Below are 16,558 nucleotides of genomic sequence, written 5' to 3' on the forward strand. Positions count from 1 at the left end.
GCAGTTTTGAATACGACGCCAGTGGTCTGCTCAGCAAAGAAGTGGTCGAACCCGACAGCCCCAACGACTGCCTGCAGACCAGCTATAGCTACGACACCTTCGGCAACAAGACCGGCGTCACCACCTCGGCTTGCGCCGGCGCAACGGGTTACGCCATCTCCAGCGCCACAACCCCGCGCACCGCCACCAGCAACTTCGGCACCGACGGCCGCTTCCCGCTCAGCACCAGCAATGTCCTGGGCCAGAGCGAAACCAAGGCTTACGACGCCCGCTTCGGCGCCACCTCGAGCCTGACAGGCCCCAACAGCCTGGCCACGCAGTGGGAATACGATGGCTTTGGCCGAAAGAGCAAAGAGACCCGCTCCGATGGCACCTACACCACCTGGGCGTACAAACTCTGCACCGACGCCGGCATCAGCTGCCCCGGCCCCATAGGCGGCGCCACCATCGTCTGGGTCGCGATCGAGCAAAGCTACGCGGCCAACGCCGCCGTCAGCGTGCCTGAGAAACGCAGCTATTACGACACCTTGAACCGCGTCGTGCGCAGCCAGACGGCGGGCTTTGACGGCGCCGGTGCGGCCCCGACCTTGGTGCAGGACATCGAATACGACAGTTTGGGCCGCGTATCCCGCAAGTCCAACCTCTACAAACTCACAGGCGGCACCGCCTACTGGGCGACCTACACCTACGACGTGCTGGGCCGCGTCACCAAAGAAGAGTCCCCAGATCCCGATGCCACAGGCGGCATCGCTGTCACCACTTTCAGCTACAGCGGCCTGACCACGATCACCACCAACAGCAAAGGCCAGACCAAGACCAGCACCAAGAACGCCCAGGGCCAGGTGGCCCAGGTCACCGACACCCAGGGCAATATCCTCACCTACACCTACGACGCCCTGGACCAACTCACCCAGACCAACGCCGCCGGCTCCATCACCACGATGGCTTACAACCAGCGAGGGCAGAAGACCAGCATGGCCGACCCCGCCATGGGTGCGTGGGAGTACCGCTATAACGTCTTTGGCGAGCTGGTCTGGCAGCGCGACAGCCTGGGCCAGAGCGTCACCATGGCCTACGACAGCCTGGGCCGCATGACCCAGCGCACCGAGCCCGATTTGGTCAGTCAATGGAGCTACGACACCAAGTTTGACGGCACTGCCTGCGGCAAGGGTGTCGGCAAGCTTTGCGAAGCCAAGGCCGACAACGGCTACAAGCGCGTGCATACCTATGACAGCCTGGGCCGCCCGAGCGCAACGTCGACTGTGCTGGACAACCCATCAACGCCAGCCGTCGTCAGCATCGCCTATGACGCCGTTACCGGCCGCATGGCCAGCAAGACCTGGCCTACTGGCTACCAGGCCAGCTATGTCTATAGCGCCACCGGCTACCTCAAACAGGTCAACGGCGGCGGGACCAACGGCTTTACCCAGACCGTCAGCTATGAAGTGCTGGCCATGGACGCCCAGGGCCGCATCACCCAGTACAAACAGGGCAACCAGGTCACCACCGTCAAGGCCTACAACGAGGCCACCGGCAAACTCACCGGCCAGACCGCCACCAAAGCGGGGCAGGCCACCGGCAATGTGCTCAACCAGAGTTACACCTATGACTCGCTGGGAAATCTCACGACCCGGGCAGACAACTCGCCCGGCGTCGGTACCCAGGAGAGCTTTAGCTACGACAGCCTGAACCGGCTCACGCTCAACACCTTGCTCGGTGGCGCGGTCAGCCCACCGACCACGACCGAGGTCATGTACGACGCACGCGGCAATATCACCTACAAGAGCGATGTGGGCCGCTACTGGTATGACGGCGCGCGACCCAACCGGCTGACCAATATCACGCTGGAGACGGCCCCGGGTGCGCAGATTGCCTTTACCGGCACGCGCCAGCTGACCTATGCGTTTGACGACTACAAGACAGGCGCGCAAACCGTCAACGGCACGACTTTGGGCAACGGCAATCTTGAATACACGGTGAGCCTGGATGCGGTCAACAGCCGCCACACCTATCGCGGCGAGACCTACACCAGCTTTAACATGCCGGCGACGATTACCTTTGGCAATATGTCGGGCAGCACGGCCGGGCCTGTGGACCGCAACCTGGCTTTTGTGTACGGCCCCGAGCACCAGCGCATCAAGCAGACGGTCACGGGTGGCCCGAACCCAGGCACGACCTGGTACCTGAACGGCGAAGACAGCTTAGGCCTCTCCTACGAGAAAGAGATCAAAGGCACGGGCATTACCGAGAACAAGCACTATGTGAGTGCGGGCGGTGTGGTGTTTGCGCTGTTTGTGAGCCGCACGGGCACTCTGGGTTCAACCCCGGCGACCTCGACGAGTTACTTCCACGGTGATCACTTGGGCAGCATCGTCGCGATCAGTGATGAAACCGGTGCTGTGGTGGAGCGCATGGCGTTTGATGCCTGGGGCAAGCGGCGCTTTGTGAACGGCACGCCTGACGTGCTGGATTCCATCGCCGGCTACAACACTGACCGCGGCTACACCATGCACGAGCACCTCGATGAGATGGGGGTGATTCACATGAATGGGCGGGTGTATGACCCGCTCATCGGCAGGTTTATGAGTGCCGATCCCTTCATCCAAGACCCGGCATTTGCGCAGAGCTATAACCGCTATGCCTATGTGATGAACAATCCGTTGGCGAATATCGATCCAAGCGGGTATTTCAGTTTAAAGAGTCTCTTTAAGGTGGCAGTGGTAATTGCCGTTGGGGTTGTAACTGGCGGTGCCGCTAGCAGCCTCTATTTAAGCAGTGTATTGGGGGGGTCGACCTTTGCAATCGCTGGCTCGGTGGGATTGACTGCCGGGGTTATTGGTGGCGTCGCGGGAGGGTTTGCGGCAGGCATAGTCTCAACCGGAACTTTAAAAGGTGGTGTGCAAGGAGCGCTTACAGGCGCCTTGTTCGGTGCGGCTAGCGTGGTGGGTGGACCAGGTATAGAGGGTGCCAATTCATTCGAGCGTTACGCGGCTCATGCGGCAGCAGGATGTGTTAGCTCCGAGGTTGGCGGTGGCAATTGCGGTTCTGGCGCCGCCAGTGCACTGCTTGGGAAGTTTGCAACCAACTCCACCGAAAGATGGGGCATCGGTGTTGCACAAGGTACTGTGGCAGCAATTGCTGGTGGTGTAGGTTCGGTGATTGCCGGAGGAAAATTCGAAAATGGTGCAGTTACCGCTGCCTTTGGGTACCTATTTAATGCAATGTCAGCGGCATCACGCGCAGCGTTTGTTGGCGGTGGTATGGCTGCAGGCGGCGTGTTGGGCGCAGCCGGCGCAGGTGCCTGTACCGCAGGCACCGGTGGGCTATGCGGCCTAGGAGCTCCAGTAATAATTTCGGGGGGTGCAGCGCTGGGCGCTCTCACTGGTAATGCTTTGGCCAATGCCTACGATCAGTTGGATAACCTGATGTCCAAAGCGACAACTACTGGACCCATGGAAACTCAGTATGCTTTGGTAGCTGAATCTTCAGGAATGTATCCTGATGTTAGAAATGGCGCAGTTTTCTTAAATGCTGGAGAGGTTTGGAAATACGGAACAACAGTCGATCCAGCAAGTAGATATTCCGCATCAACCCTTGCTGCGCTTAAGCTGCAAATGGTTCCTCAAACTGTGGGCACGCATTATCAAGTGCTTACGCAGGAGAAGATAATGCTAATCACGCACTATACGACTCATGGTCAGTTGCCTCCGGGAAACAAAATATTCAAGTGATTTGGCGGCCCGCCATAAGTGAGGAATACCAAGGTCTAACAATGCAAATCCGAGTAAGTAGCATAGCGGCGGAAGGCGTGGCCGCTAAGCTTCGAGACATTACAAATTTTCTTGAAGCAGCAATCCTGAAGGATTTTGAAAGCAAAACCTTCGGGGATTTTGCTCTGTTTATGTTGACTGTGGTTTGCACGGAAGACGACTATGCTGAAAACTTACGTTTGAGCCAGAAGATAAAAAATAGCGGGAAATATAAGGATTTTTTCTCTGGAAAGATGACGAAATTTTTGAATTTGGCGGTGCCCGTTGACGTAAATACAATGAGTAGCTTAAGTATTCCGCAGGGTATTCACTTGATCGTGAATACTTTTAGCGGAATGCTGAAAGATCACGCACTGCCTCAATCCAAGGGATTTGATAGCGAAAAGTTTCGTCTGAATATGCTAGAAACGCTGGACGCCTTGAAGTAGAACAAGCTCGCTGGCACTAACTCTCCCTACGGCTTAGGCTTACTTTAGCTAATCACGGGTGGAGTTTTCAGAGCTGTCCATCTGCATAACCTACAAACCCTGAGCTTCCCGCTGAAGCAATCCCGATCTGCCCTTCGCTGCTAGTTCCCGTCACATTCTCTAGCTGCCAAGGCCGGCTCTTATAACCACACCACTAAGCGTGCGGTCACGATGGATGCGGCGGCATTGCGTCCAGCTCGAATGGCAACTGAGAAGTGGTGTTTGATTTTTGCGCCGCTAGCACATGCGGCAGCGAATGCGACAACTGCATCAAAAACCATAGCTGAAGAGCCATGGTGCCCGGGGGCCGGAATCGAACCGGCACGCTTGCGGGGGATTTTGAGTCCCCTGCGTCTACCAATTTCACCGTTCGAGTTGTGGAATGAGCGAGCACTCTCTAAACAGGTGCCTTTAAAGCTTGCTAATCTCCACAAACCACAAACCCCGAACCATCTGCGCCGAAGCAAACCCAATTTGTCCCCCGCCGCTCCCAGCCCCCGTCACACTCTCCAACTGCCAGGGCCGGCTTTCATAACCGCCATTGAGCGCGGCGGTCACGATGGAGGCAGTAGGCATGGCGTCCAGTTCGAATTCCAGGCGCAGCACACCGGCGGCGCCGTCCAAAGTCAGGCCGCGCAAGCGGACACCTGTTTCCTTGAGGTTTTCGGCTGAAGCAAACACCTTGTTGAGGTCTTGCTGCAGCAGTTGAACGGCCTGTTCCGCGCTGGCTTGCCGTGGGTCCGCCACAACGACTCGCCGTGCATTGAGCTGGGTAATCTGTTGTTGAGTGATGGTAGTGCGGCTCTCGATGTCTTGCAGTGCCCGGTTCGTTTTTTGCCAATACACACCCACCGCGCCTGCCAGGCACACCGCACAGAGCGCGGCCGCGACCCACACCCAGTGCCAGCGCTTGTCGGCCACAAAATCAATGTTGATGGATTTCATGCGCTGTACCAGTGGCCGGCCCAGCGCCTGGGGGCGGTGGCCATGGGTGGGTGGGCGGTGAGGCCAAAGCAGAGCCTGGCAAGCCCGCTTTCCTCGTGTCCGTGCTCCTGCAGCCATTGCTGGCTGTAGGCCTGCAAGGAGGCGGCATCCTGTTCACCCGGCAAAGTGGTGGTTTTGAAACCGTTCTTGCCATCGCTGGCAATCAGGGTGGCCGCATCGGGCTCTATCACCAGCAAGCTCCGGGTGCCACGCTGACGGCTTAGTCTGGATTGAGTGGCAGTCGCCCATAGCGGCGCCACCGACACCAGCCGGCAGCCCATTTGCGAAGCCCAGCGTTCCAGTTCCTCACGCAGGGGCAGGGCAATGGCCGCGGCGGCGCCGGGCGCCGTCGCATCAATTTCACAGGCGATCTGTTCCAGGTCTGTGCCCATGTCCCTCGCGGCAGAGGCCAGGGCAATTTGCCGCCTTTCTTCCCAGCGGGTCACACCTTCGGGAACCGTCACAGCCAGGGCAGGGCACCAGGCACCGCTCAGGCTCACGCGCAGGCGGCTGCCTTTTTTGAGGACGACCTGCGCGGCGGCAGCGCCGTCGACCAGCCTGGCCAGCACGCGTTCCAGCGGCAGTGTGGCCGGGCTGAGCGAGACGACGGTTTCCCGGATGCCGGCCTTGAGCATGGCCACGCCTTGCCCGAGGTAGACGTCCACGGTTTCAGACCAGACCGACCACACGGGCGACCTCCTCGAGCGTTGTCGTGCCTTGTTCGACCCTTGCCACGGCTTGCGCCAGCAACCGTGTGCTGGCATCGCGGTAGACGGTTTCCTTGAGTTCGGTCATCGAGGTTTTTCTCACAATCAGGTCGCGCACGGCGTCGGTCAGTTCATGGACTTCGGCGACCACAAAGCGCCCGCGGTAGCCGGTCTGGCGGCAGTGGGCGCAGCCCTGGGCCTTGGGCAATTGGGCCGGCACGGGGAGGCCCAGCGCGCAGAGCTTGTCGCGCTCGGCGGCGGTGGTGTCTTTCCATTGCACGCAGTGCGGGCACAGCTTGCGCAGCAGGCGCTGCACGACCACGCCGTTCAGGGCTGAGGCCAGCGCGAAGGGGTCTATGCCGAAGTGCTGGAAGCGCCCGAGCACGTCGAACAGGCTGTTGGCGTGCACGGTGGTAAAGACCAGGTGGCCGGTGAGCGAGGACTGGATGGCGATCTCGGCGGTTTCAGCGTCGCGGATTTCACCGACCAGGATTTTGTCGGGGTCGTGGCGCAGGATGGAGCGCAGGCCGGTGGCGAAGGTCAGGCCTTTTTGTTCGTTGACGGGGATCTGCAGCACGCCAGGCAGTTCGTATTCGACCGGGTCTTCGATGGTGACGATTTTTTCCAGGCCGTCGTTGGCTTCTGACAGCGCGGCGTACACCGTGGTGGTCTTGCCGCTGCCGGTGGGCCCGGTGATCAGCAGCATGCCGTGGGGCCGGGTGGCCAGGGCGCGTATGGTGGCGGCCACGGCCGCATCAAAACCCAGCACGTCCAGCGACATGCTTTCCTCGGTGTGTCGCAGCTGGGCCTTGTCGAGCAGGCGCAGCACGGCGTCTTCGCCAAAGATGCTGGGCATGATGGACACGCGCAGGTCTATGCTGTCGCCGTTTTTCTGCTGCCAGTGGATGCGCCCGTCCTGCGGACGGCGGCGCTCGGTGATGTCGAGTTGGGCCAGCACCTTGATGCGCGAGATGACTTCTTCGGCGCGCTGCGGGTCGTCCAGCCTTTCGCCGGGCGCCATCACGCCGTCGAGCCGGTATTTGATGCCGACGCCTTTTCGGTCTTTTTCAAAATGGATGTCGCTGGCGCCTTCCTCGTAGGCCTTGGCGATCGCCTGGTCGACGAATTGGACGACGGGGGAGGCGTCGTTGAGGCTGGCCGGCGTGGCGGCGTCGGCCGGCCTGGCGGGGACGGCCGATTTCTGCTGCTTTTTGAGGAAAGCGATTTGCCCCGGACGGGCCAGGGCCAGCTGCCGGTGCGCCTGGGTGCTGCGGGCCAGCGCCCGTGTGGCCTCGGCGGACCAGGGGTCTTCGCACAGCAGCAGGGTCTTGCCGTCCAGCATCACCCTGATGCACAGGTCAGCCGTGCCGCCTGCAGCGGTGCTTCCAGGTTTGACGCCGGGCCACTGGGCGTCATCAATGACGGCAATGCCATGGCCTTCCAGCAGCGTGGCGCTCAAGGCGGCTTCCGTGGCGCCCAGGGCGACTAGCAAGCCTTGCCACAGGCTCCCGTCCTGGGCCGGCGATTGGCGCAGCGCGGCCAGCGCCAGGTCGAATTCGCCCTGGGCAAGGAGGTGGGTGGGTAGGGGGGTGTTCATCAGTGCAAGGCCTTTTACCTTCTAGCGCAGGCTGGTGGCCATATCAAACACGGGCAGGTACATCATGACCACGATGGTACCCACCATGAGGGCGACTGCCAGCAGCAAAAGAGGCTCGACGATGCGCGTGGTGCGTTCAACGAATAGTTCAAAGCGCTCGCCATGGATGCGCGAGACGACGTCGGCCGCGAGGTGGAAGTCGCCGTTGCGCTCGGCCGCGGCCATCAGTCGCCGCCCGACTTCGTCGCACAGGCGGGCCTGGGCCAGGGCCTGGGACACCAGGCCGCCGCGCTCTATCTGGCCCAGCGCCTGGGCGAGGGCGGTTTTGAGTTCGGGCGACAGGGCCGACTGGCTGGCCACGGCCATGGCGTCGGTCATCGGGTAGCCGCCCTTGAGCAGCAGGGCCAGCGCCTGGTACATCATGGCGAGCTGAAAGTCTTCAATGCGCCGCTGTATCCAGGGAATCGAGCGCGCGGCCCGCACCACCAGCCGCTTGCCGTGGCCGCTCACCACGCCGTAGCCCAGTACAAGCGCCGCGGCCAGCAGGCCGCCCAACACCAGCGCGCGGTTTTTGCCGATAAAGCGGCTGAGTTCTATGGTCAGCGCGGTCGTGCCTTTGGAGGCGCCGCGGAGGTTTTCATACATGCCGGCGAAATTGGGCATGACGACCAGCAGCAAGAACAGCGAGATGCCCAGGCCCAGTGTGGTCACCAGGGCGGGGTAGATGGAGGCACTGACGACCTTGGTGCGCAGCTCTTCGACCAGCTTGTTAAAGCGCAGGTAGTCGTCCAGCGCCTCGACCAGGTTGCTGGTGCGCTCGCCGGCGCGCACGGCCGCGATCAGCACGGCCGGCGTGCCGGGCAATTCGCTGAGGGAGGTTGACAGCGACTGGCCTTGCTCCAGGCGCACCAGCAGGGCTGCGGCGATGCCGTCGTTGCGGCCTTCCAGGCGCTGGCGGGCCGACAGTGTGTCCACGGCCTCGACCACGGTCATGCCGGCGTGGATCAGGGTCCTGATCTCGCGGCAAAACATGGGGAAGGGATTGCCGGCCAGGGGCAGGCGAAAGGACCAGGGTTTGGCGGCGGCGCGCACGCTGAGCACGGTTTGGCCTTGCGCCTGCAGCGAAGCCCTCAAGGCGGGCTCGCTGGCGGCCTCGAGCAATTGCTCGTTGACGGCGGAGTCCCCCAGGCGCAGGCTTCGGACGTGGTACTGCATGGTCGTGGCCTCTAGCGGCGCGGCGCCGTGGGCGCTGTCGGCGCGGTTTGCGGCAAGGGAGGGCGGTAGACAAACTCCCAGTCGGCATAGCGGCCGGCGGCGGGCAGCGACAGCGTGTCCAGTTCCATGGCTGCGCTGCGGATGGGTTGCGCCGTCGAGAGGCTGTGCACGCCCGCGATGCCGCCGTCTCCCGACATCACGAGTCCCCAGTTGGCGGAGCGGGTCATGGGGTCGGGATACGCCTCCCGCATGTGGCGCCGGATCCCGACAAACCGCTTGTCCTCTGTGAGGTCATCGAGCGTGCGCGGCCAGCGCTTGAGGTTGCCGGGCGATGCCTCGTAGTAGGCGCCTATGGCTTGCGCATAAGCCTGCCCTATGCGCAACAGGTCGGCCTCGCGCTCGCGCAAGTCTTGCTGCGAGACGTAGGTCATGACGCTTTGGGTGGCCAGTGCCAGGATCAGCAGGGCCGCCAGCACGGCGGCCATGGTGAAGCCCCGCTGGCGCCTGGCCGCCGCCGGCCGGTTGCGGGCGTTACCAGCTCGCATAGTCGCTGCCATCCCTGGCGCGTTGGGTGGCGCCGCTTTTCACGTCAAAAACGCCTTTGGACGATTCCTTGGGCGGGATCAGCACCCAGCTGTCCAGCCGCTTGGTGATGGGGTCCAGGGGTACGGCGCGGATGTAGCGCTGCGTGACCAGTTCATCGAGGCTCTCGGGGTAGCGTGCCTTGTCGCGGTAGAACTGGTCGATGGCGGTGCGCAGGCCGACCAGGTTTTGCCGCAGCACGGTTTCGCGGGCGTCGTCGACCCGGGACAGGTAGCGCGGCGCCACCATGCTGGCCAGGATGGCCAGCACGGCCATGACCACCAGCAACTCGATCAGGGTGAAGCCGGCGCGCCGGCGCAGGGCCCGCACGGCCGCCGCCCCGCGGGGCAGGGGTGTGTCACCAGCTTGCATAGGGCGAGCCGTCCAGGCCTGTGGCGGGCGAGATGGAGTGGACGTCATAGACGTCGGCGCCGGGCGAGGGCTTGGAGGGCGGTGACGCATAGCTGCGCAGGCTCCAGGTCTGCTCGGCGGGCAGGCGCGCGTCGGCGAAAGGATCGCGCGGTATCTGCCGCAGGAAGTACTGCATCTGGCCCTTGCCCTGGGGCCGGGTGTCCGGCGTGCCTTCCACCAGCGCCTGGAGGCTGGCCGGGTAGCCGTTTCCCGCGGCGGCGCCGGCCACCGCACCACGGTCGGCGGCGCGTTTGTAGTCGTCGATGGCGTCGCGGATTTCGCGCAGGGCCGCCTTCAAGTCGCGCTCTTTTTGCGCGGTGACCAGGGTTTCGCCCAGCGGCATGACGGCCGCGGCGAGCACGCCCAGCACCGCCATTACCACCAGCAACTCGATGATGGTGAAGCCGCGCGAGGGGCGCAGGGCGGTGCGAAGCAGGTGCGGTTTCATTTCACCTCAAGTCGCAGCGAAGGCAGCTCAGCGATGGCCGCCGCGCCGCTCAAGGGAATGGGTTTGAGGCTGGTGATGCCCAGGTCGACAGGGCCGGCCGCCTTGGCTTTCAGGCGCAGCTGCAGCAGGCTGCCCTGGCCGGTCGCGCCGTTGCTGTCGTTGCTCAGGATGCCGGCGCCGATGCGGCCGGTGCCGGTGTTGACCGCCTGCGTGAAGCTGGTGGTGGCGCCCGACTGCTTGAAGAAACTGCCCTCGGAGACGTCCAGCACTTCCAGGGATTGCGCCGGGAAAGAGATCTCCAGGGGCGCACCCCGCAGCGCGGCGCCGGAGGACAGGTTCAGCGTGACCACGAATTCCGTGCCGGCCTTGATGTCTGTTGGGGCCTTCCAGGAGGCGAGGATGGGGCCGCTTGCGGGCGCCGCTTTCGCCGCACCGGCCGCGCCTGGGCCCGCGAGTGCGGCGGTGGCGGCCGCGGCGGGCTGGCTGCCGGCCGCAGTGGGGACGGCTTCCGCGCCCGCCGCCTTGGCCAGGGGCACGCGTGCCGGCGAGGCCCGCAGCCGGGTCGCCATCTCGCTGCCCACCCACATTTCCGCCTGGGAAATATCGGGGTGGGGCGCGCTGCGCAGGATGCGGGGCGTGATGGCCAGGATCAGCTCGGTGCGCTGGTAGTCGTCTTTCTGGCTGGAGAAAAGTCGCCCCAGTACCGGCATGTCGCCCAGGCCGGGGACGCGGTTGGCGCTGGAGCGGTCTTCGTTGCTGATCAGCCCGCCCAGCAGCTGGGTTTCGCCGTCGCGCAGCCTCAGGACCGTGTTCGCGTTGCGGGTGCCGATCTGGTAGGCCAGCGACCCGGCCGCCGTGCGGACTTCCTTGGCGATGCTGCTGACTTCCAGGCCCAGCTTGATGGAGACCTCGTCGTCGGGCGAAACCACCGGTTCGACCTCCAGCTTGATGCCCACGTCCAGGTAGCTGATGCTTTCCGACAGGAAGGTGGCGGTGGAGCTGGTGGTGACGACCGGAACCTTGTCGCCGATCAGGATCTTGGCTTTTTCACGGTTTTTGGCGCGGATACGCGGGTTGGCCAGCACGTTGAAGTCGCCGACCTCGCGCCGCAGGTTAATCAGTGTGTTGCCGATGCCCACGCCGATGCGCTCCGAATTGAGGCTTCGCACGCTGCTGACCGTCAGGCCCGTGGCGCCGGGCAGGGGCAGAGGAGTGAGCGTGAGGGTGTTCGGGAAGTTGATGCCGAGTTCGGTGAGCCGCGTGGTTTTGACTTCGAGGATTTCCACCTCCATCATGACCTCGGCGTCGCCGATGTCGTGCAGCGCGACAAGGCGCTCGGCGAGGGCGATGATTTCCGGGCTTTCGCGCAGGGCGATGAGGTTGGCGCGTTCGTCCACGAAAGGGTCCTTGATGCGCAGCATGTTGCGCAGCAAGGCGGCGGTTGATTTGGCCTCGGCGTTTCCGAGGTGGAACACGCGGATCACCTGTTCCTGGTGTTCGCGCTGCTTCTCAGGCGTGTTGGGGTAGATCAGCACGGTCTGCGGGTCTATGGTGCGCCGCGCCAGCTGGTGGGCGCCCACGACCAGGTCAATGGCGTCGTCGACCTTCGCCGAGCGCAGGTACAGGGTGACGCGGTTGTCCTGCTTGACGTCGCGGTCCAGGATGAAATTGATGCCGCTGCCGCGGGTGATGGCCTCCAGCACCGTGGACAGCGGGGCGTTGCGGAAATCCAGCGTGATGGGGCGGCTTTCCGCCAGGCCGCGCCGGCCGGCGGGCTCGGTTTCAAAGCGCAGTTCGGCCTCCAGCCGGCGCTGCAGGGCCAGAAGCTCGGGCTGCCGCGGCGAATCGCGCAAGCCCGCTTCCACCACGCGCAGGGCCTGCTCCCGGTTTTTGGCGTTCATCAGGGTCAGTGCTTCGTCCAGGCTTTTTTCAGCGCGGCGCTGCGCGGTGATGTCGTTTTGCAGGGCCATGATCCGGTCGTTCTTGGGATCCAGGGCCTGGGCGCGCAGCAGGGTGTTGTCGGCGTCGTCAAAGCGGCCTGTCGCTCGCTGCTGTATGGCCTGGGCGATCAGCCGGGAAATCGCCTCGTTTTGCGCGGAAATCAGGGTCGCCCGCAGAGCCGTGTTGTCGGGGTATTTGGCGATGCCTTCCTGGATCCCCTGGAGCGCGCCTTCATAGTCGCCCTGGCGCATCTTGGCATTGACGTCGTCGCGGACGAATTGCGCGCATCCCGTCAGCACAAAAAAAGAAGCCAGGCTGCTCCAGGTCGCCAGTTGCAGTGTGCGGAGTTTCATCGGATCTCGTAGGTAGGAGGAGCAGGAAGGTCAAAGCGGGTGTTGAAATTCATGGGCAGGTAGCTCAGCTCCACGGCCCGGTCGTGGATGGCGTTGACCCTGTAACCGTTAGGCAGGGTCTGGCCCACCGACAAGGACAGCGTGGTGTCGCCCACGGCCACAAAAACGATCTGGCTGCCGTCCGGCGCGGTCATCCTGCCTGTGAAGCGCAGGTTCAGGGGCGGCGGGGAGGGCGGGGGTGGCGCGGCCTGGACGGGTTTGGGCGCGATGACGGCCGGCGCTGGAGGGGCCACGAGGGCGAAAGGGTCGCGGCTGGCGGCTTCCAAGGCAGGACGCTCAAGAACGGCCGGCAGGGGCGAAGAAGGCCTGGACGAGGCCATTGTGATGCCCTGGGCGCGAGCGTTGCGCGGTGCTTCAAGGGGGGGAGATGCCGGCGCCGGCGCAAAGGCCCAGACGGCAAGCGCGACTACGCCCACGGATGAATAAATCCAGCCCCGGCTTGCCATCTCAATCCCTCACAAAGAGAACCAGTGCCAGCTGGATTTCCTGGCGCAGGGCGTCATTGGGCAGCCCGCGCAGGGAGAGGGTTTGAACGCCCAGAGCGGGATAGCGGCCCAGCATTTCGGCCAGCCAGCTTTTCATGGCCGTGTAGTCGCCGCTGGCGGTCAGGTTGAACTGGACCTTCCGGATGAGCCCGGGCGAGGGATCGGTGACCGCGATGGACAGGGATGCCACCTGGATCTTCAGGGTCTGGGCATGCCGCCCCATGTCGCGCACCACCTCATCGGCGCTGGCCGCGGGGGGCAGGGTTTGGATGAAGTTGCCGGCGGAGCGCTTTTTCTCGTCCTGCGCAAGGATTTGCAGGCGGGTTTCCAATGCCCGCAGTTCGGCACGCTGCTGGTTCGACCTTTCGGCGCCGGCATAGGCCAGCAAGCCTGCCACCCCCGCCACGGCCATCACCGACAGGCACGCCGCTGCCGCATGGAAGCGCAGGGGCCACCTGGACAGGGGGGAGCTGAAAAGGGAACGCATGAAGGGAGGGGTTAACCGGGAAGTTGCAAGCGGATGTGACGAATGTGACAGCCCCTGGATTCTATGTGACCGGTGCCGTCTTGAATCGCCTGTTACGTACCGGGCCAGGCGGCCTCCTTCGAATGGAGGAGCCCCCTATGCGGGCCTGACATGGACGTATGCATGAGGCGCGCTTGGGTATCATGCCCGCATGGCTTCCAAGGGATACGCGCAAAGTCGACTCACGCAAACCGGCCGTGCCGCGCAGCTGTGGGTGATCGAGTGGTGGCGGCTGGTGCACCTGGGGGCTTTGATCCTGGTGTTGACCTTGTCGCCTTCGAGCTACAGCCCGCAAAGCCGCGCGATCCTGGCGCGCCATATTTACCTCAACACCGCGCCGATTCTTTTGTGGTTCACCGTGCTGTGCGCGCTGGTGACGGTGGTGCTGACACGCATCGTGCTGGTGACGGCGCTCAGCTATGGGCTGTCTCAGTATGCGCTGCAGGTGGTGATACGGGTGCTGGTGCTGGAGCTGATCCCGCTGACGGCGGCGCTGTTTGTGGCGCTGCGTTGCACGATTCCCGATGGTGCTGAATTGACGGCCATGCAGGCCAGCGGCGAGCTCGACGAGATGCGGCGCCAGGGGATTGAGCCGGTGCGGCGAGAGGTGCTGCCGCGCGTGGTGGCGGGCATGTTCTCGGGCATCACGCTGGCGGCGCTGAGCTGTGTGGTGGCGCTGGTGGTGGCCTATATCGCGACCTACGGCTTTGCGCTGTCGGGCCTGGCGGCCTATACCCGGCTGTTCGGCCAGGTGTTCAGCCCGGCGGTGACGCTGATTTTTGTGCTCAAGACCTTGTTTTTCTGCCTGGCCGTGTCGCTGATTCCCATGGCTTCAGCGCTGTATGGCATGTCCGAGGCCAGCGTGCGCACCAGCGCCGAGATGCGCGGGCTGGTACGCATGTTCGCGGTGATCCTGCTGATTGAAGTGGCATCGCTGGTCGGCAACTACTATTGACCCCACGAGAACCCAATAAGAAAAAGCACACCCATGAGTTCACCCCACGACAATCCCAACCCACCGCCGGACCGGCCGGACCCGCTGCAGCCGGCGCGCGAGGCCCAGCAGTCCTCGCCCGCGGAAATCGCCAGCCTGGAGTTCAAGGCCAGGCTGCTGCTGCTGTTCATGCTGCTGCTGGTGTGCGGCTCGGCGCTGTATGTGATGTATGCGCGCGGCGCGTTTGAGTCCACCCAACGCCTGGTGCTGATCGCGGACGATTCCGACGGCGTGGTGGTCGGCATGGATTTGACTTTCTCGGGTTTCCCCATAGGCCGGGTCAACCGCGTGGAGCTGGCGCCCGACGGCAAGGCCCGCATCCTGGTCGACGTGGCGGCCAAGGACGCCCACTGGCTGCGCACCAGCAGCGTGTTCACGCTGGTGCGCGGGTTGGTGGGCGGCACCGCCATACGCGCCTACACCGGGCTGCTGAACGACCCGCCGCTGCCCGAGGGCGCGGAGCGCACCGTGCTGCTGGGTGACGCGGCCGCCGAGGTGCCCAAGGTGATTGCCGCGGCCAAGGACCTGATCGAAAACCTCAACACCCTGACCGGCGAGGGCGGCTCGGTGGGCGCCAGCCTGGCCAACCTGAAGACCCTGACCGACAGGCTCAACGGCCCGGGCGGTGCGCTCACGGTGCTGCTGGGCAGCGAGGCCGAGGCGAAAAAATTCGCCGCCACGCTGGACCGCACGAATGCCTTGCTCACCAAGCTGGACGGCCTGGCCGCCAAGACCGACACCCAGGTCTTCGGCGACAAGGGCCTGATGCCCGAAACCCGCGCCACCGTGGTGCAGCTCAACACCATGCTGGGCGAGGCCCGCACCAGCCTCAAAAAGGTCGACGCGCTGCTGCAGGACGCCCAGGCCGTGACACGCAATGCCAAGGACGCCACGGCCGACCTGGGCGCGCTGCGCGCCGACGTGGAGGCCAGCCTGCGCAAGGTGGAAGGCCTGATCAACGAGATCAGCCGCAAATGGCCTTTCGCCAAGGATGCGAGCCAGGCGGAGATGAAACTGCCATGAACACCTTGTTGATGAAATCCGCTGCACCGTTGCTCGCTGCGGCCCTGCTGGCCGCTTGTTCGAGCGGCCCGCGCCCGCCCGACTGGCAGCTGGAAGCCAAGGGGTCCATGGACCGCTCGGTCGCCGCCTATATGGAAGGCAACAGCCGCGTCGAGATGGCCGAGCTGGAGCGCGCGCGCGGCCAGCTCACGCGCTCGGGCCGCGCCGAGCTGCTGGCCACGGCCGAGCTGCTGCATTGCGCGACGCGCGTCGCCAGCCTGGTGCTGGACGAGCCCTGCACAGGCTTTGAAAAGCTGCGGCCCGACGCCACCGAGGCCCAGCGCGCCTATGCCGACTACCTCAGGGGCCAGGCGCTGCCGCCGCAGGCGATTGCGCTGCTGCCCGAAACCCAGCGCGCCGCCGCGGCCGGCAATGCGGGCGCGCTCGCCGGCATCAACGACCCGCTGTCGAAACTCGTGGCGGCCGGCGTGCTGCTGCAAACCGGCAAGGCCAGCCCGGCCGTGATCCGCCAGGCGATAGACACCGCCTCGGCCCAGGGCTGGCGGCGCCCGTTGCTGGCCTGGCTGGGTGCGGAGCTGCGACTGGCGGAGCAGGGCGGCAACACGGCCGAGGCCGACCGCCTGCGCCGCCGTATCGAGCTGACGCAAAACGCGCCCGCGCCCGCCAAGCCGTGAAGGAAACACTGTGAGCTACCGGCTCAGGCTGTACGCCTATGAGGACGCGTCCCAGGGAGAGCTGGAGGCGGCCGAGCAGCGCTTTCGCACAGCGCTGGAGGCCGCGCTGGGCCATGAAAGCCTGGTGCTGCCGGTCTACACCGCCTATATGCGGCTGGTCGCGACCTATGGCGAGTCACCGGTGGAAGATGTGCTGTCGGCCGACGAACTGGAGATCTTCAGCCAGTGGCAGGCGGCGGAGCTGGCCGCCGTGACGGCCGCGCTGGGCCCGCACCGCTATATGGGCGACGCGCAGTTCGAGATTCGCCCGGCGTAACTAAG

16 protein-coding genes are annotated in these 16,558 nt (G+C 64.1%); 6 read left to right on the forward strand and 10 right to left on the reverse strand.

Features of this window, described 5'->3' with window-relative positions:
• The first annotated feature begins 41 nt into the window (after positions 1-41).
• On the forward strand, positions 42-3,731 hold the full coding sequence (locus PMI15_RS08575; RefSeq protein WP_238541090.1) for an RHS repeat-associated core domain-containing protein: 3,690 nt from the start codon (positions 42-44) through the stop codon (positions 3,729-3,731).
• Between the two features lie 41 nt (positions 3,732-3,772).
• Positions 3,773-4,198: a hypothetical protein gene (locus PMI15_RS08580; protein ID WP_007866810.1), complete on the forward strand. Its 426-nt coding sequence runs from the start codon at positions 3,773-3,775 to the stop codon at positions 4,196-4,198.
• Between the two features lie 450 nt (positions 4,199-4,648).
• On the opposite strand, the gene PMI15_RS08590 is transcribed toward PMI15_RS08580, so the two are convergent.
• The 10 genes from PMI15_RS08590 to PMI15_RS08635 form a co-directional block, all read right to left on the reverse strand.
• Positions 4,649-5,182 carry a hypothetical protein gene (locus PMI15_RS08590; protein WP_007866813.1) on the reverse strand — a complete coding sequence of 178 codons (534 nt, stop codon included), beginning with the start codon at positions 5,180-5,182 and terminating at the stop codon, positions 4,649-4,651.
• Positions 5,179-5,910: a hypothetical protein gene (locus PMI15_RS08595; protein WP_007866816.1), complete on the reverse strand. Its 732-nt coding sequence runs from the start codon at positions 5,908-5,910 to the stop codon at positions 5,179-5,181. Before PMI15_RS08595 ends, PMI15_RS08590 begins: the two co-directional genes overlap by 4 nt.
• Positions 5,891-7,525, reverse strand: coding sequence for a GspE/PulE family protein (locus PMI15_RS08600; RefSeq protein WP_007866819.1), 1,635 nt, complete (start codon positions 7,523-7,525; stop codon positions 5,891-5,893). Before PMI15_RS08600 ends, PMI15_RS08595 begins: the two co-directional genes overlap by 20 nt.
• Positions 7,526-7,546: 21 nt before the next feature.
• Complete coding sequence (locus PMI15_RS23995) at positions 7,547-8,740, reverse strand: type II secretion system F family protein (RefSeq protein WP_007866822.1); 1,194 nt, start codon at positions 8,738-8,740, stop codon at positions 7,547-7,549.
• Between the two features lie 11 nt (positions 8,741-8,751).
• A complete protein-coding gene (locus PMI15_RS08610) occupies positions 8,752-9,285 on the reverse strand; it encodes a type II secretion system protein (RefSeq protein WP_157214573.1) in 534 nt (177 codons plus the stop codon).
• Positions 9,272-9,694, reverse strand: a complete 423-nt coding sequence (locus PMI15_RS08615) for a type II secretion system protein (protein WP_007866827.1) — start codon at positions 9,692-9,694, stop codon at positions 9,272-9,274. The genes PMI15_RS08610 and PMI15_RS08615 overlap by 14 nt, the downstream gene beginning before the upstream one ends.
• The gene (locus PMI15_RS08620; RefSeq protein ID WP_007866830.1) at positions 9,681-10,181 is read right to left on the reverse strand and encodes a type II secretion system protein; all 501 of its coding nucleotides are present in this window, start codon (positions 10,179-10,181) and stop codon (positions 9,681-9,683) included. The genes PMI15_RS08615 and PMI15_RS08620 overlap by 14 nt, the downstream gene beginning before the upstream one ends.
• Entirely contained in the window at positions 10,178-12,475 is a 2,298-nt protein-coding gene (locus tag PMI15_RS08625; protein WP_007866834.1) for a cohesin domain-containing protein, read from the reverse strand. Before PMI15_RS08625 ends, PMI15_RS08620 begins: the two co-directional genes overlap by 4 nt.
• Positions 12,472-12,801 (reverse strand): hypothetical protein, encoded by a 330-nt coding sequence (locus PMI15_RS08630; RefSeq protein WP_036838125.1) that lies wholly within the window; start codon positions 12,799-12,801, stop codon positions 12,472-12,474. Before PMI15_RS08630 ends, PMI15_RS08625 begins: the two co-directional genes overlap by 4 nt.
• A 181-nt stretch (positions 12,802-12,982) precedes the next feature.
• Positions 12,983-13,507 (reverse strand): hypothetical protein, encoded by a 525-nt coding sequence (locus tag PMI15_RS08635; RefSeq protein ID WP_007866840.1) that lies wholly within the window; start codon positions 13,505-13,507, stop codon positions 12,983-12,985.
• Positions 13,508-13,697: 190 nt separating this feature from the next.
• Here PMI15_RS08635 and PMI15_RS08640 point away from each other — a divergent pair, with 190 nt between their 5' ends.
• The 4 genes from PMI15_RS08640 to PMI15_RS08655 are packed head-to-tail and all read left to right on the forward strand — an operon-like array spanning position 13,698 to position 16,553.
• Positions 13,698-14,501, forward strand: a complete 804-nt coding sequence (locus PMI15_RS08640) for an ABC transporter permease (RefSeq protein ID WP_007866842.1) — start codon at positions 13,698-13,700, stop codon at positions 14,499-14,501.
• 33 nt (positions 14,502-14,534) lie between these two features.
• Positions 14,535-15,563 carry an MlaD family protein gene (locus PMI15_RS08645; protein WP_007866845.1) on the forward strand — a complete coding sequence of 343 codons (1,029 nt, stop codon included), beginning with the start codon at positions 14,535-14,537 and terminating at the stop codon, positions 15,561-15,563.
• The gene (locus PMI15_RS08650) at positions 15,560-16,237 is read left to right on the forward strand and encodes a hypothetical protein (RefSeq protein WP_007866848.1); all 678 of its coding nucleotides are present in this window, start codon (positions 15,560-15,562) and stop codon (positions 16,235-16,237) included. The genes PMI15_RS08645 and PMI15_RS08650 overlap by 4 nt, the downstream gene beginning before the upstream one ends.
• Before the next feature lie 10 nt (positions 16,238-16,247).
• Positions 16,248-16,553, forward strand: a complete 306-nt coding sequence (locus PMI15_RS08655) for a hypothetical protein (protein WP_007866850.1) — start codon at positions 16,248-16,250, stop codon at positions 16,551-16,553.
• The last annotated feature ends 5 nt before the right edge of the window (positions 16,554-16,558 follow it).

This window comes from Polaromonas sp. CF318 (assembly GCF_000282655.1).
Taxonomy (GTDB): Bacteria; Pseudomonadota; Gammaproteobacteria; order Burkholderiales; family Burkholderiaceae_C; genus Polaromonas.

What these genes read in the sequence shown, in the direction of transcription:
- PMI15_RS08580 (WP_007866810.1), top strand. Translation starts at nt 3,773, where the DNA reads ATGCAAATCCGAGTAAGTAGCATAGCGGCGGAAGGCGTGGCCGCTAAG.
- PMI15_RS08590 (WP_007866813.1), bottom strand. Translation starts at nt 5,182, where the DNA reads ATGAAATCCATCAACATTGATTTTGTGGCCGACAAGCGCTGGCACTGG.
- PMI15_RS08600 (WP_007866819.1), bottom strand. Translation starts at nt 7,525, where the DNA reads ATGAACACCCCCCTACCCACCCACCTCCTTGCCCAGGGCGAATTCGAC.
- PMI15_RS23995 (WP_007866822.1), bottom strand. Translation starts at nt 8,740, where the DNA reads ATGCAGTACCACGTCCGAAGCCTGCGCCTGGGGGACTCCGCCGTCAAC.
- PMI15_RS08610 (WP_157214573.1), bottom strand. Translation starts at nt 9,285, where the DNA reads ATGCGAGCTGGTAACGCCCGCAACCGGCCGGCGGCGGCCAGGCGCCAG.
- PMI15_RS08615 (WP_007866827.1), bottom strand. Translation starts at nt 9,694, where the DNA reads ATGCAAGCTGGTGACACACCCCTGCCCCGCGGGGCGGCGGCCGTGCGG.
- PMI15_RS08620 (WP_007866830.1), bottom strand. Translation starts at nt 10,181, where the DNA reads ATGAAACCGCACCTGCTTCGCACCGCCCTGCGCCCCTCGCGCGGCTTC.
- PMI15_RS08625 (WP_007866834.1), bottom strand. Translation starts at nt 12,475, where the DNA reads ATGAAACTCCGCACACTGCAACTGGCGACCTGGAGCAGCCTGGCTTCT.
- PMI15_RS08635 (WP_007866840.1), bottom strand. Translation starts at nt 13,507, where the DNA reads ATGCGTTCCCTTTTCAGCTCCCCCCTGTCCAGGTGGCCCCTGCGCTTC.
- PMI15_RS08640 (WP_007866842.1), top strand. Translation starts at nt 13,698, where the DNA reads ATGGCTTCCAAGGGATACGCGCAAAGTCGACTCACGCAAACCGGCCGT.
- PMI15_RS08645 (WP_007866845.1), top strand. Translation starts at nt 14,535, where the DNA reads ATGAGTTCACCCCACGACAATCCCAACCCACCGCCGGACCGGCCGGAC.
- PMI15_RS08650 (WP_007866848.1), top strand. Translation starts at nt 15,560, where the DNA reads ATGAACACCTTGTTGATGAAATCCGCTGCACCGTTGCTCGCTGCGGCC.